Annotated in this window: 21 protein-coding genes; 13 read left to right on the top strand and 8 right to left on the bottom strand. The window is 62.9% G+C overall.

Annotation, left to right across the window (positions count from 1 at the left end):
• Positions 1 to 8: 8 nt before the first annotated feature.
• Genes metH through CR492_RS01485 form a run of 3 tightly spaced genes read right to left on the bottom strand, consistent with a single transcriptional unit; the run spans position 9 to position 5,674 of the window.
• Positions 9 to 3,749 (bottom strand): methionine synthase, encoded by a 3,741-nt coding sequence (metH, locus tag CR492_RS01495; RefSeq protein ID WP_102841927.1) that lies wholly within the window; start codon positions 3,747 to 3,749, stop codon positions 9 to 11.
• On the bottom strand, positions 3,750 to 4,670 hold the full coding sequence (metF, locus tag CR492_RS01490) for a methylenetetrahydrofolate reductase [NAD(P)H] (protein WP_102841926.1): 921 nt from the start codon (positions 4,668 to 4,670) through the stop codon (positions 3,750 to 3,752). It abuts the gene before it with no gap.
• On the bottom strand, positions 4,667 to 5,674 hold the full coding sequence (locus tag CR492_RS01485; RefSeq protein ID WP_102842332.1) for an ArsR family transcriptional regulator: 1,008 nt from the start codon (positions 5,672 to 5,674) through the stop codon (positions 4,667 to 4,669). Before CR492_RS01485 ends, metF begins: the two co-directional genes overlap by 4 nt.
• 175 nt (positions 5,675 to 5,849) lie before the next feature.
• On the opposite strand from CR492_RS01485, the gene CR492_RS01480 reads away from it, so the two are divergent.
• The 3 genes from CR492_RS01480 (at position 5,850) to CR492_RS01470 (ending at position 7,631) form a co-directional block, all read left to right on the top strand.
• Positions 5,850 to 6,113, top strand: a complete 264-nt coding sequence (locus tag CR492_RS01480; RefSeq protein ID WP_102841925.1) for a PsiF family protein — start codon at positions 5,850 to 5,852, stop codon at positions 6,111 to 6,113.
• A gap of 173 nt (positions 6,114 to 6,286) precedes the next feature.
• Positions 6,287 to 7,039, top strand: a complete 753-nt coding sequence (locus CR492_RS01475; protein WP_102841924.1) for a lysophospholipid acyltransferase family protein — start codon at positions 6,287 to 6,289, stop codon at positions 7,037 to 7,039.
• Positions 7,040 to 7,142: 103 nt separating this feature from the next.
• Complete coding sequence (locus tag CR492_RS01470; RefSeq protein ID WP_146030135.1) at positions 7,143 to 7,631, top strand: hypothetical protein; 489 nt, start codon at positions 7,143 to 7,145, stop codon at positions 7,629 to 7,631.
• Between the two features lie 163 nt (positions 7,632 to 7,794).
• Here CR492_RS01470 and CR492_RS01465 read toward each other — a convergent pair whose 3' ends face one another.
• Complete coding sequence (locus CR492_RS01465; RefSeq protein ID WP_146030134.1) at positions 7,795 to 8,484, bottom strand: helix-turn-helix transcriptional regulator; 690 nt, start codon at positions 8,482 to 8,484, stop codon at positions 7,795 to 7,797.
• 687 nt (positions 8,485 to 9,171) lie between these two features.
• Here CR492_RS01465 and thrS point away from each other — a divergent pair.
• Complete coding sequence (thrS, locus tag CR492_RS01460; protein WP_102841921.1) at positions 9,172 to 11,118, top strand: threonine--tRNA ligase; 1,947 nt, start codon at positions 9,172 to 9,174, stop codon at positions 11,116 to 11,118.
• A gap of 303 nt (positions 11,119 to 11,421) precedes the next feature.
• Positions 11,422 to 12,888 carry an undecaprenyl-phosphate glucose phosphotransferase gene (locus CR492_RS01455; RefSeq protein ID WP_102841920.1) on the top strand — a complete coding sequence of 489 codons (1,467 nt, stop codon included), beginning with the start codon at positions 11,422 to 11,424 and terminating at the stop codon, positions 12,886 to 12,888.
• Between the two features lie 186 nt (positions 12,889 to 13,074).
• Here the strand turns inward: CR492_RS01455 and CR492_RS01450 are convergent, their stop codons facing one another.
• Entirely contained in the window at positions 13,075 to 14,127 is a 1,053-nt protein-coding gene (locus CR492_RS01450) for a DUF2125 domain-containing protein (protein ID WP_102841919.1), read from the bottom strand.
• Positions 14,128 to 14,197: 70 nt separating this feature from the next.
• Here CR492_RS01450 and CR492_RS01445 point away from each other — a divergent pair, with 70 nt between their 5' ends.
• A complete protein-coding gene (locus tag CR492_RS01445; protein WP_102841918.1) occupies positions 14,198 to 14,722 on the top strand; it encodes a gamma-glutamylcyclotransferase in 525 nt (174 codons plus the stop codon).
• 11 nt (positions 14,723 to 14,733) lie between these two features.
• Here CR492_RS01445 and CR492_RS21460 read toward each other — a convergent pair whose 3' ends face one another.
• Positions 14,734 to 15,147: a DUF6197 family protein gene (locus CR492_RS21460; protein WP_432431187.1), complete on the bottom strand. Its 414-nt coding sequence runs from the start codon at positions 15,145 to 15,147 to the stop codon at positions 14,734 to 14,736.
• A gap of 401 nt (positions 15,148 to 15,548) precedes the next feature.
• Here CR492_RS21460 and CR492_RS01435 point away from each other — a divergent pair, with 401 nt between their 5' ends.
• The 5 genes from CR492_RS01435 (at position 15,549) to dksA (ending at position 20,805) form a co-directional block, all read left to right on the top strand.
• Positions 15,549 to 17,108 carry a CYTH and CHAD domain-containing protein gene (locus CR492_RS01435; RefSeq protein WP_102841916.1) on the top strand — a complete coding sequence of 520 codons (1,560 nt, stop codon included), beginning with the start codon at positions 15,549 to 15,551 and terminating at the stop codon, positions 17,106 to 17,108.
• Positions 17,109 to 17,227: 119 nt separating this feature from the next.
• Complete coding sequence (locus tag CR492_RS01430; RefSeq protein ID WP_102841915.1) at positions 17,228 to 17,968, top strand: metallophosphoesterase family protein; 741 nt, start codon at positions 17,228 to 17,230, stop codon at positions 17,966 to 17,968.
• A 70-nt stretch (positions 17,969 to 18,038) separates the two neighbouring features.
• Positions 18,039 to 18,788, top strand: coding sequence for a hypothetical protein (locus tag CR492_RS01425; protein WP_146030133.1), 750 nt, complete (start codon positions 18,039 to 18,041; stop codon positions 18,786 to 18,788).
• A 101-nt stretch (positions 18,789 to 18,889) separates the two neighbouring features.
• Positions 18,890 to 20,113 carry an NADP-dependent isocitrate dehydrogenase gene (locus tag CR492_RS01420; protein WP_102841913.1) on the top strand — a complete coding sequence of 408 codons (1,224 nt, stop codon included), beginning with the start codon at positions 18,890 to 18,892 and terminating at the stop codon, positions 20,111 to 20,113.
• A 284-nt stretch (positions 20,114 to 20,397) separates the two neighbouring features.
• On the top strand, positions 20,398 to 20,805 hold the full coding sequence (dksA, locus tag CR492_RS01415) for an RNA polymerase-binding protein DksA (RefSeq protein WP_432431191.1): 408 nt from the start codon (positions 20,398 to 20,400) through the stop codon (positions 20,803 to 20,805).
• A 95-nt stretch (positions 20,806 to 20,900) separates the two neighbouring features.
• Here the strand turns inward: dksA and CR492_RS20950 are convergent, their stop codons facing one another.
• Positions 20,901 to 22,286 (bottom strand): flagellar biosynthetic protein FliO, encoded by a 1,386-nt coding sequence (locus CR492_RS20950; protein WP_245411923.1) that lies wholly within the window; start codon positions 22,284 to 22,286, stop codon positions 20,901 to 20,903.
• Between CR492_RS20950 and CR492_RS01405 the strand changes: the two genes are divergently transcribed.
• Together CR492_RS01405 and cckA are read left to right on the top strand one after the other, a co-directional pair.
• The gene (locus CR492_RS01405; RefSeq protein WP_102841911.1) at positions 22,286 to 22,486 is read left to right on the top strand and encodes a hypothetical protein; all 201 of its coding nucleotides are present in this window, start codon (positions 22,286 to 22,288) and stop codon (positions 22,484 to 22,486) included. The genes CR492_RS20950 and CR492_RS01405 overlap by 1 nt on opposite strands.
• Before the next feature lie 113 nt (positions 22,487 to 22,599).
• Positions 22,600 to 25,107 carry a cell cycle histidine kinase CckA gene (cckA, locus tag CR492_RS01400; protein ID WP_102842330.1) on the top strand — a complete coding sequence of 836 codons (2,508 nt, stop codon included), beginning with the start codon at positions 22,600 to 22,602 and terminating at the stop codon, positions 25,105 to 25,107.
• A 46-nt stretch (positions 25,108 to 25,153) separates the two neighbouring features.
• On the opposite strand, the gene CR492_RS01395 is transcribed toward cckA, so the two are convergent.
• A complete protein-coding gene (locus tag CR492_RS01395) occupies positions 25,154 to 25,468 on the bottom strand; it encodes a hypothetical protein (protein ID WP_102841910.1) in 315 nt (104 codons plus the stop codon).
• Positions 25,469 to 25,535 lie beyond the last annotated feature (67 nt).

The raw sequence follows: 25,535 nt of genomic DNA, 5'->3' as shown, positions 1-25,535 counted from the left end.
CGTCGCGTCTATTCCGCCGCCGCCGCGGCCTCCGCGACGCTCGCCGGATCATAGTTGAGGATCGGCGCCAGCCAGCGCTCCATCTCGGCGACGCTCATCCCCTTGCGCAACGCATAATCCTCGACCTGATCGCGCTCGATCTTGGCGACGCCGAAGTAATGCGCCTGAGGATGGGCGAAATAGAGCCCCGACACCGAGGCGCCGGGCCACATCGCAAAGCTTTCCGTCAACGAAACGCCAATCCGCTTTTCAGCCGCCAGCAGGTCGAACAGCGTCGCCTTTTCGGTGTGGTCGGGCTGGGCCGGATAGCCGGGCGCGGGACGAATGCCACGATATTCTTCGCGCAAGCGATCGTCTTCGGAGATCGCCTCGTCAGGCGCATAGGCCCAGAATTCGCGCCGCACGCGTTCATGCATGCGCTCGGCCAAAGCCTCGGCGATGCGGTCGGCAAGCGCCTTGACGAGGATCGAGCCGTAGTCGTCATTGGCTTTGGCGAAGCGGTCGGCGATCTTGCCTTCCTGCGCCCCCGCCGTGACCACGAAAGCGCCGATGTAGTCGGGTTTGCCGCCCTCGGGGGCGATAAAATCCGACAAGGCGATGTTGGGTTTTCCATCGCGGCGCATCAGCTGTTGGCGCAGCGTGTGGAAGGCCGCAAGTTTTTCCGTGCGCGACTCGCCGGTGTAGAGCGCGATGTCGTCGCCGACGGAATTGGCCGGCCAGAAGCCGATCACCGCCTTCGGATCGAGCCAATGCTCCTCGACCATGCGCTTCAGCATGGCCTGCGCATCGTCAAAGAGGCTGCGCGCCGCCTCGCCCTGTTTGGGATCGTCGAGGATCGCCGGATAGCGGCCGCGCAGCTCCCAGGTCTGAAAGAAAGGCGTCCAGTCGATGTAGGGAATCAATTCCGCGACGTCGTAGCTGCGGAACACCCGCGAGCCGGTAAATATCGGACGCGGCGGAGCGTAACCGGCCCAATCGATTTTTAGCGCATTGGCGCGCGCCTTGCCGATCGGCAGGCGGAGCTTTTCCGCTTCGCCGCGGCGGTGCGCCGCCGCCACCTTTTCATATTCGGCGCGAAAGGTCTCGGCCGCATCGCGCGCGTTCTCGCCAAGCAGCGACTGCACGACGCCGACCGCGCGGCTGGCGTCATTGACATAGACGGTCTGTCCGCGCGTGTAGTTCGGGTGGATCTTGACCGCCGTGTGCACGCGGCTTGTTGTGGCCCCGCCGATCAACAGGGGCAGGTCAAAACCCTCGCGCTCCATTTCGGCGGCCACATAGCACATCTCGTCAAGCGACGGCGTGATAAGGCCGGACAGGCCGATGGCGTCGACTTTTTCAGCCCGCGCGACGCTGAGAATCTTCGCGGCGGGCACCATAACGCCGAGATCGATGATCTCGTAATTGTTGCAGGCGAGCACGACGCCGACGATATTCTTGCCGATATCGTGCACGTCGCCCTTGACTGTCGCCATCAAGATCTTGCCGGCGGTGGAGCGCTCCGAGCCGCCGTTCCTGCGCTTCTCCTCGTCCATATAGGGAAGAAGATAGGCGACCGCCTGCTTCATCACGCGAGCCGATTTGACGACCTGCGGCAGGAACATCTTGCCGGCGCCGAAGAGATCGCCGACGACGTTCATTCCGGCCATCAGCGGACCTTCGATCACATCGAGCGGGCGACTGGACACGGCGCGCGCCTCTTCGACGTCGCGCTCGACAAATTCGGTGATGCCGTTGACCAGCGCATGTTCGAGCCGCTTGATGACCGGCTGCTCGCGCCAGACGAGGTCTCTTTCGGTTTTTTCGACGCCATGGCCGCGAAACCCTTCAGCGATCGCAAGCAGCCGCTCGGTCGCGTCGGGACGCCGGTTGAGCACCACGTCCTCACAGGCCTCGCGCAGTCCCGGCTCGATTTCGGCATAGACCGCGAGCTGGCCCGCGTTGACGATGCCCATATCCATGCCGGCCTGGATGGCGTGGTAGAGAAACACGGCGTGCATCGCTTCGCGCACCGGTTCATTGCCGCGAAACGAGAAGGACAGATTGGAGACGCCGCCGGAGATGTGCACGAGCGGGAAGCGTTTGCGAATCTCCCGCGCCGCCTCGATGAAGTCGACGCCGTAATTATTGTGCTCCTCGATGCCCGTCGCGATCGCGAAAATATTCGGATCGAAGATGATGTCTTCGGGTGGAAAGCCCGCTTCCTGCGTCAGGATTTGATAGGCTTTGGCGCAGATCTCGACCTTGCGTTCAAAGGTGTCGGCCTGGCCCTTCTCGTCGAAAGCCATGACGACGACGGCGGCGCCATAGGCGCGCACCGTGCGGGCGTCGGCGATGAATTTTTCAACCCCCTCCTTCATCGAGATCGAATTGACGACCGATTTGCCCTGCACGCATTTCAGCCCGGCCTCGATCACCGAGAATTTGGAGGAATCGATCATGACCGGCACGCGCGCGATATCCGGCTCGGCGGCGATGAGATTCAGGAATTCGACCATCGCCTTTTCGGAGTCGAGCAGGCCCTCGTCCATATTGATGTCGATGATCTGAGCGCCGGCCGCGACCTGATCTCGCGCGACATCGAGCGCGGCGGCGAAATCGCCCTGCTTGACCAGCTTTCTGAATTTGGCCGAGCCGGTGACATTGGTGCGCTCGCCGACATTGACGAAGGGAATTTCAGGCGTGAGCACGAAGGGCTCGAGGCCCGACAGGCGCAGCAAGGGCGCGATCTGCGGGATCTCGCGCGGCGCAATCCCCTCGATGCGTTTGGCGATCGCATGGATGTGCGCGGGCGTCGTGCCGCAGCAGCCGCCGACGACATTGACAAGGCCTGCGTCGGCAAATTCGCCGACAAGGCTCGCCATATATTCAGGGCTTTCGTCGTAAAGGCCGAATTCGTTCGGAAGACCGGCGTTCGGATAGGCGCAAACGAGCGTATCGGCGACGCGCGAGAGTTCGGCGAGATGGGCGCGCATTTCCCGCGCGCCGAGCGCGCAGTTGAGCCCGATCGTCAAAGGATCGGCGTGGCTCAGGGAATGCCAGAAGGCGGTCGGCGTCTGACCGGACAAAGTGCGCCCGGAAAGATCGGTGATCGTGCCGGAAATCATGACCGGCGCCTCGACGCCAAGCGTGGTGAAAGCGTCGCGCACGCCGGCAAGCGCGGCCTTGGCGTTCAGCGTGTCGAAGATCGTCTCGATGATCAGAAGGTCGGCGCCGCCCTCGATCAGCGCCCGCGCGGCTTCGTCATAGGCCGCGCGCAATTCATCGAAACTGACGGCGCGAAAGCCCGGATTATTGACGTCCGGCGAGATCGAGGCCGTGCGGCTCGTCGGACCAAGCGCGCCGGCGACAAACCGGCGCCGCCCGTCTTTTTTTTCAGCGGCGTCGGCGGCCGCGCGGCAAAGCCGCGCCGACTCGTAATTCAGCTCGAAGACAAGCTCCTGCATGCCATAGTCGGCCTGCGAAATGCTTGTCGAATTGAAAGTGTTGGTCGCGATGATGTCGGCGCCGGCGTCGATATAGGCGCGATGAATCTGCTCGATCGCCTTCGGCTGGGTCAGGCTCAAAAGATCATTGTTGCCGCGCAGATCGCTCGGCCAATCGGCGAAGCGCTCGCCGCGGAACTGCTCCTCCGTGAATCTATGCTGCTGGATCATCGTGCCCATGGCGCCGTCGAGCACCAGGATTCTTTTCCGCGCAGCGTCGAGGAAAGCGGCTCGGGTTTCTGCTCCGTCAAAGCGATGGGTCATTCAGGCGGCCTCTTTTTGTTCAGGTTTCGGCCGCAGCCCGAGGAGATGGCAAATGGCGTAGACGAGATCGGCGCGATTGTTGGTGTAGAAATGAAAGTCGCGCACGCCGTGATCGACAAGGTCGAGCACCTGCTCCGCCGCGACGGTCGCTGCGACGAGCCGCCTTGTCTGAGGATCGTCATCCAATCCCTCGAAGCGGTCGGCGAGCCATTGCGGCACGCTGGCGCCGGTCTTTTTGGCGAAGCCCGCAGTCTGCTTGAAATTCTGCATCGGCATGATGCCCGGCACGATCGGAATATCAATGCCCGCCGCGCGCAGCCGGTCGAGATAGCGCAGATAGATTTCGTTCTCGAAGAAGAACTGGGTGATCGCCCGGCTCGCGCCGGCGTCGACCTTGGCGCGCAGAAAGTCGATGTCGGCGTCAAGCGACAGGCTTTCCGGATGGCGTTCCGGGTAGGCCGAGATGGAAATCTCGAAATCGCCGATGCGCTTGATGCCGGCAACGAGCGCGCAGGAATTCTTATAGCCCTGCGGATGCGGCTCGAATGTCGCGCCAAGCCCGTCCGGCGGATCGCCGCGCAAGGCGACGATATGGCGAACGCCGGCGTCCCAATAGCCTTGCACGATGCCGTCGATCTCCTTCATCGAGGCGCCGACGCAGGTCAGATGCGCGGCGGGCCGCACAACGGCCTCCCTGGCGAGACGCGCAACAGTCTGATGGGTGCGCTCTCTGGTCGATCCGCCGGCGCCATAGGTCACCGACATGAAGCTTGGCCCGAGCGGGGCAAGCCGATTGATCGATTCCCACAGCAGCGCCTCCATGGCGACCGTCTTCGGCGGGAAAAACTCAAACGAGACGCGGATATCGGGGCAATGCGTGCGGCTCGCGCGCGGCAATTCACAGGTTGGATGTTCGCTCATGCGACTTCTCGCGCGGTCAAAGGAAGTTGATCGGAGATAATTCGTCGGTCTTGTCCGAGCCAGATCGACACCGTGAGCTTGCGGCCTTCGCTGCGATTTGGGGCGAGATCGCGGCGCAGCGCGACGTCGAGACCGGACGCCTGCATGAAGCCCGCGACCTCCTCGCCGGCGAAACCGAGACGGCGATGCGCATGGGCGGCGCGCAGATGCTCCTCCTGATGCGGCGCGAAGTCGACGATGAGGAGCCGTCCGCCCGGCCGCAGCGCCCGCGTCGCCTCGCGGATCGCGCGCAGCGGATCGTCAAGATAATGCAGCACCTGATGCATGACGACGAGATCGTAATGGTCGGGTTCGACCGGAAGCGCGTAAATGTCGCCCTGCCGCAATTGCGTGTTGCGCAGGCCTGCGCGCTCAAGGCGCGCGCGTGCGACAGCCAGCATCTGCGGCGACTGATCGACGCCGACGGCGCGCGCGGCGAGCGGCGCGAGAAGTTCAAGCATCCGCCCCGTGCCGGCGCCAAGGTCGAGCAGCGCATGGATCGGCGATTTGCCGACGATGTCGACGATCGCCGCCTCGACGCGCTCCTCGGGAAGATGCATCGCGCGAAGCTCGTCCCAGTTCGCCGCATGGGCGGCAAAATAGCGCGCCGCCTGCTCGGCGCGCGCCTGCCGCACTTCGGCAAGGCGGGCCCTGTCGGCGCCAAGGAGCGGCTCCTCCGCGTTGAGCCTTGCGACGATGTCGCGCGCAAAGCCCGCAGCGGGCCCATGCTGGCTCATCAGAAAGAAGACCCAGGAGCCCTCGCGATGGCGCTCGACGAGGCCAGCTTCTGCGAGCAGGCGCAGATGGCGCGAGACGCGCGGCTGCGACTGGCCAAGAATGGTGACGATTTCGGTGACGGTCAGTTCGGCTTCGGCGAGGAGCGCGAGCAGGCGAAGGCGGGTCGCTTCACCTGCAGCGGCGAGAGCGTTGAGAACGACGTCGAATGGAGCGTGAGATTGGGTCATGGCGTCCATCTTCAGGGGCAGCAACATATATATGCAGATATCTTTATATGTAAAGACAAAAATCTCTGCCGCGGCGCGGAGCGCGCCGGCCTTTGATTTGCCGCCAGTTCGACCTTAAGGTCGCGGCCCGCCTGTTCGACTGCGGGCGAATCGTTTCAACTGAAAAGGCGCTTCCATGAAGCTCATGCTTTCTTCTCTGCTCGCCGGCTCGCTCATCCTGTCGTCCGTCGCAGCTGGCTTCGCCCAGCAAACGCCCACGGCGGCGCCCGCAAGTCCCGCCGCCGCGCCTGCCGCAGCTGCCGGCGCGACGGGCAAGGCGAGCGGCCTCTCCGACGAGGCCAAAAAAGCGAAAGCCAAGGAATGTTCGACTCAGGCCGACGCCAAGGGGCTGCACGGCAAGGAGCGCAAGGCGTTCCGGCAGAAATGCAAACAAAGCTGAACCGAGGCGGTTTTTAGCCTGGCGGGCGAGATCCGGCTCCACTTCATCGATGACAGCCATCTGGCGCGGCGCAGCTTTCGAATAGCGCCCCGCGCCTATATATGACCCAAAACCGTCGCCTCCCGCGGATCGCATCGCGCGCGGCTCGTTTACAGCGCGTCCCAACAAAAGCCATGACCGTCATCCGCTCGATCCTTTTCAATGTTGCGTTTTACGTCAACATCACCGTGCTGGCCTTCGCTGGATTGCCGACTCTCTTGATGAAGCGCGGGGCCGTGCAGGATCTTGCCCGTCTGTGGGCGCGCAATTCACTCTGGCTGCTCGACAAGATCTGCGGTCTGAAAGTGGAGTTTCGCGGCCGGGAGAATTTACCCCGCGGCGCCTGCATCATCGCGGCGAAGCATCAGTCGGCGCTGGAGACCTTCGCGCTAACGACGCAGATGGATGATTTTACTTTCGTCCTCAAGCGCGAACTGATGGCGATTCCGTTTTTCGGCTGGTACCTGAAAGGCGCCGGCCAGATCGGGATCGAACGGGCGAGACGCGGCCAGGCGCTGGCGGAGCTGACGCGGCAGGTGAGCGTGGCGATCGACGAGCGCCGCCAGGTGTTCATCTTTCCGGAAGGAACGCGGACGCTCCCCGGCGCCGCGCCGGACTATAAGGCAGGCGTCGCGCATCTTTGCGCCGCGACGGGGGCGGTCTGCGTGCCGGTCGCGCTCAACTCCGGCCTGTTCTGGCCACGTCAGGGTTTCTTGCGGCGTCGCGGGCGCGTGGTTATCCAGTTCTTGCCGCCGATCGCCGCCGACGTCGACAAGCATAAATTCATGCGCCTTCTGCAAAGCCGTATCGAGGCGGCGACGGAGGAACTGATCGCCGAGGCGATCGTCGCAAATCCGTCCCTGTCTTCGGAGCTGGCGACCGTTTGAATTTTTGCGCGGCGTCAAGCGTCTCACGCCAAAATCAAGAACAAATCTGCACATAAGGTTGACAAAATCTCCGTTTGTTCTATGTCTGTTCCAGGCGTTTTTGATGGAGTTGGAACAGATGGGCGTCGTCCTTCGTCTTTCGCAAAAAGGCCAGACCCACGCGGAAACGCCTGCGCTCTATTGGGGCGAGAATGGCGGCTCCGATTGCCGTCAGCCATTGCGAAACACGCCGCTGCATTGCCTTGCAGGGGGCGATCTCGCCGGTCGCTTTCATAAATGGCGCGCCACTTCCGGCCGCTCTTATATTTTCTCCGTCTTTCCCGTTTCTGCCGCCGATGACCTCGGCGGCGGCGATCTTGGTGGTCTTCCGCCGTTCGAAAGCGCCGTCGTTCTCGCCATGGGCTTTAATGCTGCGGGCGAGCGCCGCAGACTCGGCGCCTTCGAACTCTGCTGTCCTGGCAGCAGGGCCTTCGCCGGGGCAAGCGCGACGGTCGCGGCGCTGTTGCGTCTCGGCGCCCGCGAGTGGCATGTCCATCTGCTGGCGAAGGGGGCCAATGCGCGGCGGGCGATTCTCGCCGATTTGACGGATTAGAACGCATTCCGACCGAATGGAATCATTGGTCGATCAGAAATCGCTCCACATCAACAAGTTGGAGCATCGCCCGTGGGCGGGATTTGCCGCGATGGCGCCGATCCTCGGCGTCAACCGCGTCGGCGCGCCCGTTCCGACGCTCGGCCCGAAGCCGGCGGCCGCGTCAGACTTGCAGCAGAAGCGCGACCAGTTCCCCTTGCCGGTGGGTTCCCGTCTTGGCGAAGATCGACTTCAACTGGTTGCGGGCGGTTTCGCGCGAAATATTGAGCTCGATCGCCGCCGTGTCCGGGCCGACGCCTCGCGCGATGATCGCCGCGAGCTTGGCTTCGGACGGAGTCAGCGAGAAGATCTTGGCGAGCAGGGCGGCTGGCGGTCCGGGACGAGGCCCAAGGGAATTCAAGGTCAAAAGCGCCCGTACGTCGGACGACGGCCAGCGCGCGCCGCTGTCAATCGGCCAGATCCGGACCAGGACTGGCAGCTTCTCCTGCCGCGGCACAATGATCGGCTCGATCGACGGGGCAAAGCGCGGCGTCGCATATTCGAATTGATCGACATAGATGCGCAGCTTGTTGCGGGCGTCCGGATCTCGGATGAAAAGGCGGCGCTGGCGCACCCTGATGTCATTGTCGAACAGCGCCCCTGCCGCAGCGTTGCTCTCGACGACGCAGCCATCGAGATCAAGCAAAAGCGCCGGCAGCGACAGAATATTCAAGGGATCGGTTGTGTTGAGATCCCCAACCGGCGCATGCGAGAGGAGGCCAATCTCGGCGACGCGCCGCGTCAGGCCGGCGTGGGCGCGCTTTTCCTCGCATTCCAGATTGATTTCATCTAAGTACATTGCAAAGGGAGTCATGATTTAATTCTACGCTGGCAAGGAAGCGCGAACGCGCGGAAACGAATTGATCGTTGGACCATCGACGCTTCGCGCGCCCAAAGGATTTAGCTAAAAGCCGAACGACTCAGCCAAAAAAAGCTCCGTGGCTAAAAATCAAAGCGCAGCTGTTCGGTCTTTAACTCTCTGTTTCTGTAGAATGGTTTAATACCCGACTGCGGATTGCGGTGTGCGGCAGCGCACACATGCATTGTTATTACGGGAATTTAACATTCTAGCCATAATATTGCCGGCGCTTAACGTATATTAAGTTTAGTTTAGCCGGGCTGTAAGCAAATATACTTCGCCATAGGCGTCAAGCAAAACGCTCCGCCGCCTCCCGCTAACTCAGGGCGAAAATGTGGCATAATCCTGCCCGCTTGTCATCACGTCGCGACGTTTCCAGGCGACGCTCTGCTGATTATGGCGAAGCTGTGGTGAAAAAGCGACAGCAGCTGGACGCCGCCCCGCGCAGGGCTTGAGCCGCGCCGGCAAACAGACTATGTCCAGCGCCGGACGAGGGCGCCCGCCCGGAAGGGTTCGCTCTGCGGTCGCTCCCACTCGACCAAAAGGCGAACGGCGAAGGACACGCGCCGACGCCCGCCTTTTTAAAACTGCGCATTCGCTTACGCCGATTGGTTTCGGCGACTGAGCCGAGGAGTTCACGATATGATCGACGTCACTTTTCCCGATGGCGCCACGCGTCAATTTCCCGCCGGCGCAAGCGGGTTTGACATCGCCAAAACCATTTCCCCCTCGCTCGCCAAACGCTCCATCGCCATGATCGTCGACGGCGCCCTTGCCGACCTCGCCGATCCGGTCCCCCAGGGCGCACGCCTGGAGTTCATCGGCCGCGAGGACAAGCGCGCGCTTGAACTCATCCGCCACGACGCCGCGCATGTTCTCGCCGAAGCCGTGCAGACGCTCTATCCGGGAACGCAGGTGACGATCGGTCCCGTCATCGAGAACGGGTTTTACTACGATTTCTTTCGCGATGAGCCCTTCACGCCGGACGATTTTGCCGCCATCGAGAAAAAAATGGCGGAAATCGTTGCTCGCGACAGGCCCTTCACAAAAGAGGTTTGGAGTCGCGATCAGGCGCGGTCCTTCTTCGAGACGCGCGGCGAGGCGTTCAAGGTTGAACTCGTCGACTCCATTCCAGGCGACGAGGACCTGAAGATCTACCGGCAAGGCGATTGGCTTGACCTCTGCCGCGGCCCGCACATGACCTCGACCGGCAAGATCGGCGACGCATTTAAGTTGATGAAGGTCGCCGGCGCCTATTGGCGCGGCGATTCGAACCGTCCCATGCTGCAACGCATCTACGCGACCGCCTTCGCTACGCGCGAGGAGCTCGCCGCCTATCTAAGGCAGATCGAGGAAGCTGAAAAACGCGACCACCGGCGGCTCGGGCGGGAAATGGATCTGTTCCATTTTCAGGAAGAAGGACCCGGCGCGATCTTCTGGCACCCCAAGGGCTGGACCCTGTTCCAGACGCTGATCGCCTATATGCGGCGGCGAATGGAGGCTGACGGCTATGTCGAGGTGAATACCCCGCAGGTGCTCGATCGCGCCCTGTGGGAAACTTCCGGCCACTGGCAGACCTTTCGCGAACACATGTTCCTGACCAAGACCGAGGACGAGCGGATCTTCGCGCTGAAGCCGATGAACTGTCCGGGCCATGTGCAGATCTTCAAGAATGGCCTCAAATCCTATCGCGACCTGCCGCTGAAGATCGGCGAGTTCGGCGTCGTGCATCGGTACGAGCCATCGGGAGCCCTGCATGGGGTGATGCGGGTGCGCGCCTTCACGCAGGACGACGCGCATATCTTCTGCACCGAAGATCAGATCATGGCGGAGAGCCTCAAGGTCAATGAGCTGATCTTGTCCATTTATCAGGATTTCGGCTTCGACGACGTCATCATCAAACTTTCGACCCGGCCCGAAAAACGCGTCGGCTCGGAAGAGGCCTGGGATAAGGCCGAGGCCGCACTCGGCCGCGTCGTCGACATGCTCGCTGCGGGCGGGGCGAAGACCGGGGTCAATCCCGGCGAGGGCGCGTTTTACGGTCCAAAACTGGAATATACGCTGCGCGACGCGATCGGCCGCGAATGGCAATGCGGCACGACGCAGGTCGATTTCAATATGCCCGGCCGCTTCGGAGCCTTCTACATCGACGCCGACAGCGACAAGAAGACGCCCGTCATGGTCCATCGCGCGATCTTCGGATCGCTCGAACGCTTTACCGGCATTCTGATCGAGCATTTTTCCGGCAATCTGCCTTTGTGGCTGGCGCCTGTGCAGGCAATCGTCGCGACGATCACTCAGGACGCCGACGACTACGCCCTGGAAGTGGCGGCGGCGGCGCGCAAATGCGGCCTGCGCGTCGAGGCGGATCTCCGCAACGAGAAGATCTCCTACAAGATCAGAGAGCATTCCCTCGCCAAAACGCCGGTGCTGATCGTCGTCGGAAAACGGGAAGGGCTCGAGCGCACTGTATCGATCCGGCGGCTCGGCGCCTCAGACACGACGAGTTTGAGTCTCGAGACGGCGCTGGAGCGACTCGCTGACGAAGCAACGCCGCCTGATCTCAGGCGTCTTCGCAGCGCAGCATGAATATTGCTTCGCGGCGGACGAATCCTGCAACTGCGCCGTTGCCAAGATGGCGCGCTTGCTACCCTAAGATGTACAATGAAAGGACTGCAGCGGCCGCTAACGTTCTTCAATGAAGGAACGATGAATACTCGCATTCGTAAATAGTTCAAACGCGCTTGATGGAGTGATATTTTCGTGAATACGACGTGCTGTCGCGCACATAGCGGGCAGAATGACCACTCCAAGGCTGGCTTTTAGGTTGATTTTTCGGGGTTACCGTAGCCTAATGCTAACAGAATCCAGCGGAACATTGCGAGTCTGGGAATGTACTTTAATCGCTTGAGCCAGATTGCTGAATCCGAGATTGACGGGGACGTGGTAGCCACGTCGCCGGCAAGACTTTATGTATCTTATAAGAACATTGAGGTGATTGCGGGTTGCGTTGATATATTCTTGATTACCGTTTCCAGCGTATTAGGCGTCCTTTTCTATGAGTATATTTGGGCGGGGGAGAGCGCCCGTATTGAAATAAGTCTTGGCGTCGGACTGTCTCAGGCATTGCTCTACACCTATGTCGCGAGTTCGCGTGGCCTTTACCGCCTGCCCGTGCTTCTTGCGCCATCGCGATATTTGGGCCGCATCTTCATGACCTGGGCGGTCGTGGTGTTGTTTGTGGCGATCTTTCTTGTCTTCTTGCGCGGCGAGACCGTGCTGCCGCGCGGAGCCATAACGGCAGCCGCCGTTATGCAGATTTCGCTGCTTCTCGTCGCGCGCTGGCTCGCCGAGAAAACGTCGCGGTCGCTGATGGCGAGGGGCGGGCTTGCTGGCCGCCGGGTCGTCACCCTTGGCGAGCCTTCCGAACTGCTGCGGCTTTCCACGGCTGTCCTGTTCCGCTATTTCGGCCTCAATGAAGTCGCCCGCGTCTCATTGGCGAGCGGAAGCGGCGCATCGGCGGAAGACGTTCTGGTCGATCTCGACCGCGCCTTGCACGAAGCCCGCGAATGTCACGCCGATCAATTCGTGGTGGCCCTGCGCTGGAACAACGCCGCGCTGCTCGAAACAGTGCGTGAAAGATTGCGCGCGTCCCCGCTGCCCGTGGAGCTTCTGCCCGACTATACGATCCGTTCGGTTCTCGGACGCCGCCTGCTGTCGACCAGCGGGCCCGGCCTGACCCTCGAGATCCAGCGGGCGCCGTTGACCCGCGTCGAGCAGGGGATCAAGCGCACGCTCGACATCGTCTGCTCCTCGATCGGCATCGTCCTCTTGTCGCCGCTGTTCGTCATGATCGCCATTCTGATCAAGCTCGACAGCAAAGGGCCCGTCATTTTCAAGCAACGCCGCAACGGCTTCAACGCCAGACAGTTTCAGATCTATAAATTCCGCTCGATGACAGTGCAGGAAGACGGCGACAAGATCGTGCAGGCGAGGCGCAACGACCGCCGCGTCACGCGAGTCGGTCAGTTTCTTCGGCAGTCAAGCATGGATGAGCTGCCGCAGCTGTTCAATGTGCTGAAGGGCGATATGTCGCTCGTGGGCCCGCGCCCGCACGCCCTTGCGCATGACAACGAATATAAGGTGCTGATCGCAAAATATGCGTTCCGCCATCACGTCAAGCCGGGGATCACCGGCTGGGCGCAATGCAATGGCTTGCGCGGCGAAACCGGCCAGCTGGAACAGATGATCGAACGCGTCAAGCTCGACCTCTGGTACGTCAACCATTGGTCGATCGCGCTCGACATCAACATCTTGTTGCGCACCTGCTTTGAAGTGCTGCGCAACCGAGCCTATTGAACGGGTCCGCAGCCGCCACGATCCTCTTGGCACAAAGAAGCCAATGATTTGCAAAAGATGATCCGATGAAAAGGATCATCTTTTTTGCTTTCGTGAACCTGACCTCCGCAGAGCGAGGGATTTAGATCTTCGACGGAGCCGCCTTTGTGGGTCCGCCGGAGACCCCATGCGGCTGTTGTCGCGCAGTCAATAAAGCGCGGGCAGACGCAACGACGTACGGATCGGCCCGATCGACACATAGCCATCAGCGACGCGCAGGGGCAAATGGATCGCCTGCGGCGCCTCCTCCTTGGCGGGCGGCCCTTTCAGGAGGCTCGTCAGCAGCGAGCCGGCGGCGATCAGCCCGGGGTTGACGCCAAACCGGCGCAGCACCGGGTCGAGCCCGCGCAAGGACGCGTCGAGTTCCCCGCGCGGGCGCCGCCCTTCGTCGATGTAAAGGCTACCTGTCGCCTTGAGCTCCGCCGTCCCGCTGACGAGGCGGGCCGATTTGACGTCGATCCTGCCGCCCTCGACGCGCCAGCGCTCGACGCGATCGAAAAGGTCCCCCGACCCGGCAAGACCGGCCCCGACGACCACCGCCGAGACGGTCGCGTCAAGCGGCGCCCGCAAGGCGAACGCATTGCTCAACGGCGGCGCGGTCACCCCTTTGAGGGTGATGGAGACCTCCTGCGCCGCCTCCGCGCCCGGCGTCGGCGCCAGCGTCGCCTGCGCGGTTTCCGCCGCCGCCTCGATGGGGGCTCCGGCCGCGGTCGACCCCGTCAGCGCCAGTCCAGCGCCATCGAGCGTCAGCCGCGGCGCCTGCTCGGAGCCGCCCTCGATCTGAAGCTGCAGATGTCGCCATTGCAGAGAAAAATGATCGCCCTCATGCGTGCGCGCAGTGAACGGCGGCTCAATTCGAATTTCAACCCGCTGCGGGTCGAACACGCCGGAGGCGGCGCGAAAACTCCCGACCGATCCCGAAAAGCTGCGGTCAAGGATCGCTCCCTCAAAGCCGAGCGCCGGGCAGCTCACTTCCACGGAAAATGGAAAGCCGCCGATGCGGCGCTGGGGACAGCTCCATTGGCGTCCGACCTGCGCCTCCTGCGCGATCCATGACGTCAGCACCGCCTCCGTCTGGCTGGCGGCGAGGCTCCAGAAGTAGAACCAGGCGGCTCCAACCGCGGCCACGGCAAGCGCCAGAGCGACGCCGAAGATCCGCGAGGCGCCGGAGCGCCGGAGCGGCGATCCTGTCATCAGCATTATTCGCTTCCCATCTTTCCGCGCCGGGCCTCATCGTTTATAGCGCGGGTTCGCCAGGAGCAAATCGACGATGAGCGCCGCACAGGATCTGTGGGTCTTCGGCTACGGATCGCTAATGTGGCGGCCCGGCTTCGCCTTCCTCGAAAGGCAGGCCGCCGTCGTACGCGGCTACCATCGCTCGCTTTGCGTCTATTCTCATGTTCATCGCGGCACCGCCGCGGTTCCGGGGCTGGTGCTCGGCCTCGATCGCGGCGGCTCATGCAAGGGCGTCGCCTTCCGCGTCGGCGCGGCTGACGCTGCGCAAACGCTCGCCTATCTCCGCGCGCGCGAGCAGGTGACCGCCGTCTATCTTGAGGTTTCTCTTTCCGCGCGCCTTTCCGACGGCCGCGCGGTTTCCGTGATCTGCTATGTCGCGGATCGTGGCCACCTCCAATATGCGGGGCGGCTGCAAAGGGACGAACTCCTGCGGCTCACGCAGCAGGGGGTCGGCCTGTCGGGCGCAAACGCCGACTATGTGCGCAACACGCACGCCCATCTCGCCGAATTGATGATTTCCGACGACACGCTGGATTGGCTCGTAAGGCGATTTGACTGAACGCGCCGGTTTCAGGCCGAGATTTCTTTCGATTTTGGCCGACGCTGAAGGAAACTCGGGATCGCCGCTGCATCCTCGCCGGCGACGTCTATTATGACGAGATCGATCAGGGTCAGCACCTCTTCGCAGGAGGTGGCGACATGGTCGTTCCACTGCGTCAAAGTGCGGTCATAGCCATACTGCTTGCGCAGGACAGCCGAAAATCTTCTTTCAAAATATTGAAAATAATATTCCTCACGGGCGGCGTCGAGCATGCGCCACGCCTTGCAGAGCGCCCCGGACAAACAATAGCGGCACGCAGAACCGCTATTTGCGTCCACCACATTGCCTGTTTCGTCGCGAGCGATACAAAACTGATTCCAGCCGCTACGCTGGAGCAACGATCTCGCCTCAAGAAGGATTTCGACTATAATTTTCTTTTCCACGCGTCACTCTCGAGAATCACAGCGGCTACTTCCAGATAATATGATGATCCAAGCCTTTAGTGAGCGGGGTTCATGTTTTTTCGCTATTTATATTATCAGATTCACAGTTCGCAGATCGAATAGGGAGGCCGTTCCAGTTGACGAGGCTGCTCTTTATTGAGTTACGAAATTCATCACTCATCATAGCAAAATTTCGCGAATATTCGTGAACCTAAACGAGCCCTATCCTCCGCACAAGCAGCGATATCCGGCGGCTCAGCCGCTTATTCTTTGGATACACCTGATCGGCCGGCGAAAACATTGATTTTGTGACCGTTTTTTTTGTCCGCGCTGGCGTGGCGCGCAAGCGCCGCACCCCCGGGCGGTCGACCCCTCGCCGCCCCCCATGTTAAGGTCTCGCCATGACCGAGATCGAACTGAAGCTCGCCGTGTCGGCCGATCCTGTCGCCCGCGCCCAAGCGCTGGCAGCCCTCAAGGCGGCGATGACCCGCGCCCGCGCGCAAAAGCTCGACTCCTGGTATTTCGACACCGCCGATGAAGCGCTGCGCGAGGGCGGATTCACTCTGCGGGTCCGGCGGGCCGGCAAGCAGCTGCTGCAAACGGTCAAGCAGGAGACCGGATCGGTATCCCAGCGCGGCGAGTGGGAGCGCCCCATCGACGGTCAGGCGCCGACGCGCCGACAGCGCGACAGCGCCGCCTGCATCGACTTTGCGATGATCCGTGAGACGCCCCTTGCAGATCTGGCCGAGGCGGTGCGGCCCGATCTGCGCCAGGCGTTTCACATCTCGGTCAAACGCGCCTTTCTATCGCTGGGCGAAGCGAACGCGCAGATCGAGGCCGTCCTCGACGCCGGTGAGATCATGGTCCCCGGACCGACCGCCGCCGAGCCCATTTTCGAGGTCGAGCTCGAACTGAAAAGCGGCGACAAGAGCGCCCTCTACACCCTGGCGCGCCGGCTGGCGGCGCAGGCGCCCTTGTCGATCAGCCTGATCAGCAAGGCAGAACGCGGCTATCGTCTGGCGGCCGGAGCGTCGATGCGTCCGGCCAAGGGATCGCAGCCGCGCCTGGGCGACGCGATGACGGCTGGGGCTGCATTCGAAGCCATCTGCAATGTCTGCCTTCACGACTTCATGTTGAATGCGCGTCTCCTTACGGTGCGGCCGGAGCCCGCCAGTCCGGTCGAGGCGATCCATCAAGGTCGCGTGGCGCTGCGGCGCCTCAGGGCGGCGCTCGCTCTGTTCCGGCCCATCGCGGACGACGAGTATTTCGCTGCGGCGGACAACGAATTGAAGCGAATGGCGCGATTGTTCGGCGATGCGCGCGATCGCGATGTCATGCAGGAAGCCGGGGCCGCCGGCGACGAGCTGACAGCCGAGGCGCGCGAATTCGCCGCCTGGCGCCAGTCCAAACGCATGGCCCTGCGCGCTGCCCTGATCGCGGCGATCGAAGCAAGACCCTGGCGGATCTTTTTGATCGATTTCTGCGAATGGCTGGGAAGCGGCGGCTGGCGGGCGCATAAAGCCGAGCGCGCCGAAACGGCAAAATTCATTCGCAAGCGGCTCGCCAAGCGGCGCAAGATGCTCCTGAAACAGGGAGAAATCCTCGAAAGCCTCGACCCCGAGGCCCGCCACAAGGTCCGGATCGACGCCAAGAAGCTGCGCTATATGACGGAGTTCTTCGTCGACTGCCCGGAGGTCGCTGACAAGAAGAGCGTCGGCGCGCTGTTGAAGCGCCTTGAGACGATCCAGTCGTCGCTTGGCGCAATGCATGACGCCGAAACGACGCTGGATGCGGCCGAGGCGGATCTTCGCCTTTGGCGCGCGGAAACCGGGCGTGCTGATGCCGGCGAGCTTTCCCACGGTGACGCCGACGTCCTTGAAGTGTCGGTGGAGGATAGTCAAAAATGGCTTGGCGAGGCGGTGCGGGCGTTCGCCAAACTCGCGAAGGACGACCCGTTCTGACTATCTCTCGGGTTGAAAATGCTCTAACACTGAGGCACGCGGCCGGGTTGCGCGGCGCTGCGGCGCCTTGACGGCGGAAACCGGCCAGGATTTATCGAGCGCAGGCAAAACTCACACGAATGTGGAAACCGCGTCTATTCGGAGCCGCCCCGGCGACGCCGACTCTTCCCGCCGGCGTCCGAATATACGCGATTGGCGATATTCATGGCCGCGCCGACCTGCTCGATCAGGTTTTTTTGCGAATCGACGCGGATCTGGCGCGTCATCCGATCGCCCATCCCCTGCAGATTTTCCTTGGCGATTATATTGATCGCGGATCGAATTCGGCTGAGGTCGTGACCAAACTTATCGAGCGCGCGAGACACCAGAGCGTCGTCTGCCTCAAGGGCAATCACGAGATCTATGTTCTCGAGTTTCTGCGCAATCCGCCGATCCTCAGATCCTGGGGACAATATGGCGGCCTCTCGACGCTTTTGTCCTATGGCCTTGCGCCGAGCTTTTCTCCGACCGCCGAAGAGGAGGAGGAGCTTGCGCGGGAGTTCGCGAGAGTTCTGCCAAAAAGCCATTCGCATTTTTTCAGCTCTTTGCCCGCTTCTTTCGCCTGCGGCGACTATTTTTTCGCCCATGCGGGAATCCGTCCGGGCGCGCCGCTCGCGCGCCAGAGCGAGGAGGACCTGCTCTGGATCCGGGAAGAATTCCTCTCCTGCGAAGAGTCCTTCGAAAAAGTCATCGTCCACGGCCACACGCCGGTGATGGAGCCGGAGGTTCGCCGCAACCGAATCAATGTCGATACGGGAGCCTATGCCACGGGCCGGCTCTCCTGCGTCAGGCTGGAAGGCGATCAGATCAGTTTCATCTAGATTTTTTTGCGCCACAGTCTATTCAATCCAAGGTGAAGCTTTACGGCGCAAGATCATGGGGGAGTGAGCGATGAGCCTCGAACCGCCTCGACCGAACTTCATGTTCGAGCGAGAACCCCGCCCCGCCGCCCTTGAAGAACCTTTGACGCTGCGCATCGGTCTTATCGCCTTCGCCGGCCTCCTCGCCCTCGGCGCCGTCTGGATGCTGCTTGCCGCGCTCATCGCTCCGCCGGCGATCGCCCTGCCCTCCGACCGGCAAAGCGCGGGCGCGGCCGCGGCGCACCGGACCAGCGCGCAATGGGCCGCGTGGCTCGGGCTCGTCAGAGGCGATCTCTATGCGCAGGCCGCTTTCGCCGACGCCGATCTTGCCTACCTCGACAAGGCGGGCGCGGAAGATCCGGCCAATGCGGCGCGCATCGCCCGGGCCCGCTCAAACGCGCTCTCGGCGACCTCGCTTTCGCCCGTCAATGGCGCGGCGTGGCTTTTGCTAGCCGAGTTGCCGGCCGCCGCCGGAAAAAGCGGCGACGCAAATCCGGCGACGCCTCTTTTCATGTCCTACTTCACCGCCCCGAACGATCCGACGCTGGCGCGGGTGCGCCTCGACCGGGCGCTCGCGACTCGCGCAGGGCTCGACAAGGACTTGCAGCAATTCATGAAGAGCGATCTGCGTCAGATTCTTGCAGACGGTCCGCAGGGCAAGGCGGCGATCATGGCCGCCTATAAAGCCGCCTCGCCACAGAATCAGGCCGTTCTCGAGTCCCTCTCAGCCGACGTCGATCGCGATTTCGCGCGGTCCCTTCGCGGCGAACCGCCGAAATGAACAGGCTTTCCCCCCTCCCCTCGCGAGCTCCGCTCCGTCGATCTTCGACGCCGGCAGGCGAGCGCATTTTTTCATAAACTCCAGATGAAAAGGTCGAACTAATGAGCAAGATCAAGGTCACAAATCCCGTCGTCGAACTTGATGGCGATGAGATGACCCGGATCATCTGGCAATATATTCGCGAAAAACTCGTTCTCGCCTATCTCGACCTCGACCTCGAATATTACGACCTTTCTGTCGAAAATAGAGACGCCACCGGCGATCGTGTGACCGTGGACGCGGCGAACGCCATCAAGAAGCACGGCGTCGGCGTCAAATGCGCGACGATCACGCCCGACGAAGCGCGCGTGAAGGAATTCAACTTAAAGCAGATGTGGAAGTCGCCGAACGGCACGATCCGCAATATTCTCGGCGGCGTCATTTTCCGCGCGCCGATCATCTGCAAAAACGTTCCGCGCCTGGTGCCGGGCTGGACGCAGCCGATCGTCATCGGCCGCCACGCCTTCGGCGATCAATATGCCGCGACCGATTTCAGGGTGCCCGGCAAAGGCAGGCTGACGATCAAATTCGAAGGCGACGACGGAACGGTCATCGAAAAGGAAGTCTACAATTATCCCGGCGCGGGCGTCTCGCTGTCGATGTATAATCTTGACGATTCCATCCGCGATTTCGCGCGCGCCTCGCTAAACTATGGCCTCGACGCCAAATATCCGGTCTTTCTGTCGACCAAGAACACCATCCTCAAAGCCTATGACGGGCGCTTCAAGGACCTGTTCCAGGAGGTGTTCGAGACGGAATTCAAGGAAAAATTCGACGCCGCGGGCATCATCTACCAGCATCGTCTGATCGACGACATGGTCGCCTCCGCGCTGAAATGGTCCGGCGGCTATGTCTGGGCCTGCAAAAACTACGACGGCGACGTCCAGTCCGATACGGTGGCGCAGGGCTTTGGCTCGCTCGGCCTCATGACCTCCGTGCTGCTCAGCCCCGACGGCCGGACGGTCGAGGCCGAGGCCGCTCACGGGACGGTGACGCGTCACTACCGCGAGCATCAAAAGGGAAAAGAGACCTCGACCAATTCAATCGCCTCGATCTTCGCCTGGACGCGCGCCCTGTCGCATCGCGCCAAGCTTGACGACAATCCGGAACTCGCGACTTTCGCGCAGACGCTCGAGAAGGTCTGCGTCAGGACCGTCGAATCGGGTTTCATGACCAAGGATCTCGCCCTGCTCGTCGGCGCCGACCAAAGATGGCTTTCGACCACCGGCTTCCTCGACAAGGTCGACGAGAACTTGCGCAAGGCGATGACCGCGCCAAAAGCATGACGCCGAGAAGTTGCGGCGTTTTCGGACGGCATCATGATGTAAATATATGGAGTCGATCGCGTTTCGTGATTTTGGAGTGATTCGTCCAATATCGTCGCGATCTCGGGCGTGAAAGCCGCGCGCTTCAGAATTTCGTCCTTGATCGCCGGCCGTTCGCCGGCGGCCGAGACGGGCGCGACAGGGGAATAACTCAAGGCGGCGGCGCGACTTAGATTGAACAAGCGCACTGCGATATGTATAAGGCAGCCATTCATCACGACGGAGGCTTTCCGGTGGCTGCCGATATGATCGATGACGGCTATACGCCTTCCGAATCAGAGACGTTCATGAATGAACGTCAACGCGATTATTTCCGCCGCAAATTGCTCGCCTGGAAAGAAGACATTCTGCGCGAGAGCCGCGAAACCCTGGTCGCGCTGCAAACTGAAAACGAGAATCACCCCGACGTCGCCGACCGCGCGTCTTCGGAGACGGATCGCGCGATCGAGCTTCGCGCGCGCGACCGCCAGCGCAAGCTCATCGCCAAGATCGAATCGGCGTTGGGACGGCTGGATGACGGCACTTATGGCTATTGCGAGGAAACCGGCGAGCCGATCAGCCTGAAGCGTCTCGATGCCAGGCCGATCGCGACCCTCTCGGTCGAGGCGCAGGAGCGTCACGAGAAGCGCGAGCGCGTCTATCGCGACGGGTAAGGGATCTCCGACGCCTTAGCGTTGCCCCCTCAAGCGGGCCTGCAAAAGCTGCAAAATCAGAAAATCTATGCGGGAATATCGGCGCCTGCGACGCTTCAGACGCCGCCCGGCCCACGCCCCAGCAGCTTGGCCAGTTCTTCCTCCAGCGAATCATGCGCCGGGGCCGAAGCGAAGCTTTTCCCAACATTGGCGTGCTTTTCGGTGGGCGGCGCCTCGATGTCCAGCGGAGCATCGGTCTCTGGCCGCCGCGTTGAATCCCTGGCTTCGGCAAGAGGCGTTTCCGCCAGATCCTCATGTCGGGGCGGCGCAAGCAGCGGCGCCTCCTCCGGCTGCTCCAGGGCTGCGGCGACAGCCGCGACGAAGTCGAACGGCTCGCTCGCCCGCAAAGGCGCCGCCGGCGTGAGTGGCGCCGGCTGTTTGGCGCCCGCTTCGACGACGTCCGGCGCCAGCTCCCGCTCGGCCCCCTGCGAAGGCGCGGCCGCTTCAGGCGGTTGGTCGGCGCCCGGCGCAGTTTGCGACGTATCCGCGTCGGCCGACCGGGGCAGCGTGGCGGGCTGCGCGCCCTCGATTGCGCCGACAGGGGTCGTTTGCTCGGAAACCGGCGGCTCGGCTGGCGGCGTCTGCGCCGGCGGGCCAGCGGGCGGATTGATCTGCCGCGCAAGCGTCTCGGCGAGCTGGCGCGGCGGCGGCGGGCGCAGGAATGGCGTCGCCAGCGAGGCGCGCTGGAAGGCGCCTGCCGACGCGCTCTCTGGGCGCAGGGCCGGATCGGCGCGAAGCAGCGGTTCGCGCGGCGGTCTCGGCGCAATGGCTGCGGCCGGCGCCGGGCGGCGCGTCGGCGAAAAAGCCGCCCCCCGCGCCGGGCCTGTGGGCGTGAAGCCCGGATTGCCCTCCGGCACGCCGGCTTCATTCGCTGCTGCGGCCGGAAGCTCGCCGCCGACTGTCGCGGCGGCGAGCGCGGCGATTGGCGGAATCGGAGCCTTCCACGCCGGCGGCGGATTTGGCGCCCGGGTCGCGACGGCTTCGCTCTCCGGCGGCAAGGCCGGAGCCGCCGCGGCGCCCGGTCCGAATGGAGCCGCGACCGACGTCAGCGCAGGTTCTTTTTCGCGCAAGTCCTTTTCGCGGGGCTCCTTCTCGCGATGCCGCTCGCGCGCCTCGGCGCGGATGATCTCCGATTCGATGACAAGGTCATTCGGGCCGCCGATCATCAAGAGATGCTCGACATTGTCGCGTCTGATGATGACGAGCTGGCGCTGACGGTCGATGTCAAAGGCGTCGACGACGCCCAGTCGCGGCAATCGCGTCCGCCCGCCGCCCGGCGCCTTGACCCTCCGGCCGAAGGCGAGCCGAACCGCGAACAGAACCAGCGCGCCGGCCAAAAGCAGGGCGACCACTGCCGCTATGAAGGTGAGCGGCTTGTTTTCGAAGATCTTGTCGATGAGGCCCTGCATCGGCTCGGCTCGCTTGGGAGGGATCTGCGCCAATGCGGATCGTGATTCGTTCGATCGCGGGCGAGCAACAAAAGATGGCGCGCACAATAGAAAATGCGCTCTCGGCGATCAAGGCGGAGTGTCGCCGCGCGTCAGAAAAGCAGCATATTCAACTATTTTGTTTACCGGCCCCGAAGTTTGCGCGCAATGCGGGCGCGCTGGACGGCGATTTCGCGCCCGGCGCCGTTGAATGACAATTGCGCGCGATCCGTTTATTGAGAAAATCGGCGCGCAATCGCAAGCGCCGGAGCGAGTCGGCCCGAACGTCAAGGTCGCACGCGCGCGGCGCGCCGCGCGAGGATTAAGCATGATGATCGATCAGCGAGGCGCCTTCGGCAAGACGAGCCGCGCCGGAAGCCTGGCGCTGATCTTTGCCCCGATGATCCTCATCGCCGGCGCGGCCGCGCTGGTCCTGCTCGCGCCGCCGCAGACCGCCGTCATGATCGCGACCGCCGCCCTTGCGCTCTTCGCGGGGATCGGCGTCTTCGCCACATTCGCCCTGTCAGCCGGTCTGCTCAGGGTCGCGGAGCGGGGCTCCCGCGGCGGCGATCTGACAAGGTTCGTCTGCGACGCCAATCCGGACGGGCTGATCGCGACCGACGCGAATGGCGCGATCCTTTACGCCAACCGCGCCTACAGGGCATTTTGCGCCGCCTCCAGCCTCGAAGAACTGCGTCCGGTCGAGCGGCTCGCCGGAGGCGGATCGCCGGAGGCGTCCGAGGCTGTCTACAGGCTCGCGCAGGCCGCGCGCGAAGGCCGCGCCCACGTGGAGGAGACCCGCCTTTGCCTCTCCCCCGGCGCGGGGTGGCGCCGGATCGAGGCGCGCCCGCTAGAGCTGTCCGGCGCGCAGCGCGCGACCCTCTGGACCGTCGCAGACATCACGCGCGAACGCGAGCAGCAGGAGACGACCTTCCAGGAGCTTCGGCGCGCAATCGATTGTCTCGACAACGCGCCTGCCGGTTTTTTCTCCTGCCGCAGCGACGGGACGATCGACTATCTCAATGCGACGCTGGCCTCCTGGCTTGATTGTGATCTTGCGGAGGCCGGCTCCGGCGGCCTGAAGCTCGGCGTTTTCCTTTCCGACGACGGCGCCGCACGGATCGCCGTGCTTGACGCGACGCCGGGCGCGGTAAAAACCCAGATTTTCGATCTCGAGCTCAAACGGCGCAACGGCCAAACTCTGCCGGTCCGCCTGATCCGTCGCGTCGCCTTCGATGCCGACGGGGCGGCCGGCCCCTCTTACGGTTTGGCGGTGGATCGCGCCAGCATCGCGGAGCGGTCGGAGGATGCGCGCCTCGCCGAGACGCGGTTTCCGCGACTTTTCGAGGCCACCCCGATCGCCATCGCGCTGCTCGACGGGCAGGGGCGCATCCTTCGGTCGAACGCCGCCTTTGCGCGGGTCATGCCCGAAGCAGCAAAGCCCTCGGACAGCTCGGCGAGCGGTTCGATCTACGCCGGCGTCGCCGCGCGGGATCGAACCGCGCTGGAATTGGCGCTCGCCGCCGCCGGCAAGGCGCGGAGCCCGATCGCGCCTGTCGATGTGGCGCTCCCCGGCGAAGGCGACCGCTCGGCCCGCCTGTTCATTTCAGCTTCGCAGGAGGAAGATGGCTCGGGCGCGACGATTTTCGCGCTCGACACCACCGAACAGCGCGCCCTGCAGACCAATTTCGCCCAGTCGCAGAAAATGCAGGCGATCGGCCAGCTCGCCGGCGGCGTCGCCCATGATTTCAATAATGTTCTGACGGCGATCATCGGCTTTTCCGATCTCCTGCTCGCCAATCATCGCCCGACCGACCCCTCGTTCCGCGACATTATGCAGATCAAGCAGAACGCTATCCGCGCCGCCGGGCTGGTGCGTCAGCTGCTCGCTTTTTCCCGCCGCCAGACGCTGCGGCCGCAGGTGCTGCAGCTCGGCGACGTCCTGTCGGAATTGCAGATGCTGATGCGACGTCTCGTCGGCGAAAAGATCCATCTCGAATTGCGCCACGGACGCGATCTCTGGCTGATCAGAGCCGATCTCAACCAGTTCGAACAGGTGATCGTCAATCTCATCGTCAACGCCCGCGACGCCATGCCGGACGGCGGCGAAATTCTCCTGAAGACCCGCAATGTCGCGCCGCATGAATGCGACGGCTTCGAGGAGAAATCGCTGCCTGCCGCCGAATATGTCGCGATCGAGGTCGAAGACTGCGGCCATGGCGTCCCGCCCGAGGTGAGGGACAAGATCTTCGAGCCCTTCTTCACCACCAAGGAAGTCGGCAAGGGAACCGGCCTTGGCCTCGCCATGGTCTATGGCATCGTCAAGCAGACCGGCGGCTTCGTGTTCTGCTCGAGCCCGCCCGGAAAGGGCGCGACCTTCACCGTGCTGCTGCCCCGCCACATTCCCGAGGCGGTCGAGACCACCGTCCCGCCCGAGCGGGCGAAGCCGGCGGCGGACCTCACCGGACGCGGCGTTATCCTGCTGGTCGAGGATGAGGAGGCGGTGCGCGCCTTTGCGGCGCGGGCGCTCGCCTCGCGCGGCTATAGCGTGCTGCAGGCCGGCTCCGGGGTCGAGGCGCTCGAGGTTGTCGACCGCAATCCGGGCAAGATCGACCTCGTCGTCTCCGATGTGGTCATGCCGGAGATGGACGGGCCGACGATGTTCGGCGAATTGCGCAAGCGCGGCGTCAAGGCGAAGGTGATCTTCGTCTCCGGCTATGCCGAGGAAGCCTTCTCGAAAAACCTGCCGGAAGGGGAGGATTTCGCCTTTCTGCCAAAACCGTTCTCGCTCAAGCAGCTGATCGAGGCGGTGAAGGGAACGGCGGCGGCGAGCTGAACCGCGCCGCCGCGCGCCGGTCTTTAAGCCAGGCGTGCCCGGCGGGTTACTCGATGCCCGCCGCCCGGGCGCGCGAATTATAGGCGTCGCGAAAGCGCTTTTCGATCGCCGCCTTGTCGGTTTCGGCCTCTGTCGCCATGGCGAAAGCGCCGCGCACGAGAGAAGCCTCCTCGACGGTCAGCACGATGGGCCCAGCCATGAAAGCGGCGTTCGGCAGCGCGCGCAGGATCGCCTCCTTGTTGGGATGTGAGCCGACCTCGACGATCTGGTCGGCGACGGGGTCGCGGTCGACGCAGATATAGGGGCCGATCACCTCGATCTTGCGGCCGTCGGAGGTTTCTCTGATGAATGTCGCTTGCATCTTCGCCTCACAGTCCTTTCACTTCACGATCACTTCTGTCGCAGACGCCTCGGCCCGATCGCAGGGC

It is taken from the genome of Methylocella silvestris (assembly GCF_002891535.1).
Lineage (GTDB): Bacteria > Pseudomonadota > Alphaproteobacteria > Rhizobiales > Beijerinckiaceae > Methylocapsa > Methylocapsa silvestris_A.
This window is presented reverse-complemented; position numbering and strand designations above follow the sequence as displayed.